The following is a 1,101-nucleotide window of genomic DNA, read 5'->3' as shown; positions in this document are numbered from 1 at the left end:
GGGTGGGGATTCCCATCATCACTGACGGGGTTTCCTGGCTCTACGAGTAACCTTACTTTTTGGAGTTTCCCCCTCCAAGCAGTGGGTCATCTCATCCCCAGGCGTTACTTTCCGAGCGCCCCTCGGTAGTTGAGCTAAGCCCTGCAACGCTTTCATCAAAATATTAATCGCTGCATTCGTATCTCGGCAATCAACATACCCACAATGACATTTATGGGTACGAGTGGACAAAGTTTTCTTAATTTCTTGCCCACAGTTGGAACAATCTTGGGATGTGTAATGAGGTGCAACAGCAATCACTGGCACGTCAAATACTTTCCCGAAATACTCCAACCACTGTCTAAACAATGTCCAACTAGCATCAGATATTGACTTGGCTAGATGATGGTTTTTCACCATATTCCGCACTTTTAGGTCTTCAATGGCTACCAAGTCTGCCGACTGGATCAGCGCCCTTGCCGTCTTTACCGCAAAGTCTTTACGCCGCCTTGATACCTTGAGATGCTCTCTACCTAACTTCTTAATGGACTTGAGGCGATTCTTTGACCCTTTAGTTCTACGAGAAACACGTTTCTGTGCGCGTTTTAAGGCTTTTGAAGCCTTGATCAAGAACCTAGGGTTTTCAACTTTATTCCCTTCAGAGTCAGTGTAGAAATGGCTTATTCCTACATCTATGCCTACCATTCGATTAGTAGGTTTGTGGTGTTCGTTTCGCTCTTGATTGATGGAAAACTGAACGTAATATCCATCAGCTCGACGCACAACACGTACTCGCTTTATTTGCTCTTTTTGGTAAAAGTGTAAATCGCGAGTTCCCCACATCCTAAAGGTTCCAGCCTTAAAGCCATCCCTAAATGTAATGGTTAATCGGTCATCCGATAATACCCACCCATCAACCTTGTACTCTACTGAGGAATGTGTCTGATGTTTTTTGAATTTGGGAAAACCTTTCTTGCCGGAAATTTGTTTCTTGCAATTATCAAAGAACTTGGCGATGGCACTCCACGCTCTTTCGGCACTGGCTTGACAAGCTTGCGCTGAGAGCTTTTTACACCATTCAAATTGTTCTCTGAGTACCTTGCAATATTTGTTGAGGTCATA

The 1,101-nt window shown here is 44.2% G+C and carries 1 protein-coding gene; it reads right to left on the bottom strand.

Annotated features, from left to right (window positions below; genetic code table 11):
* Positions 1 to 18: 18 nt before the first annotated feature.
* Positions 19 to 1,101: RNA-guided endonuclease InsQ/TnpB family protein (locus tag ACLGGO_RS35610; RefSeq protein ID WP_446422856.1), on the bottom strand; the 1,083-nt coding region annotated here is incomplete at its 5' end.

Origin of the sequence: Coleofasciculus sp. (genome assembly GCF_046565525.1) — a bacterium.
GTDB lineage: Bacteria > Cyanobacteriota > Cyanobacteriia > Cyanobacteriales > Coleofasciculaceae > Coleofasciculus.
This window is presented reverse-complemented; position numbering and strand designations above follow the sequence as displayed.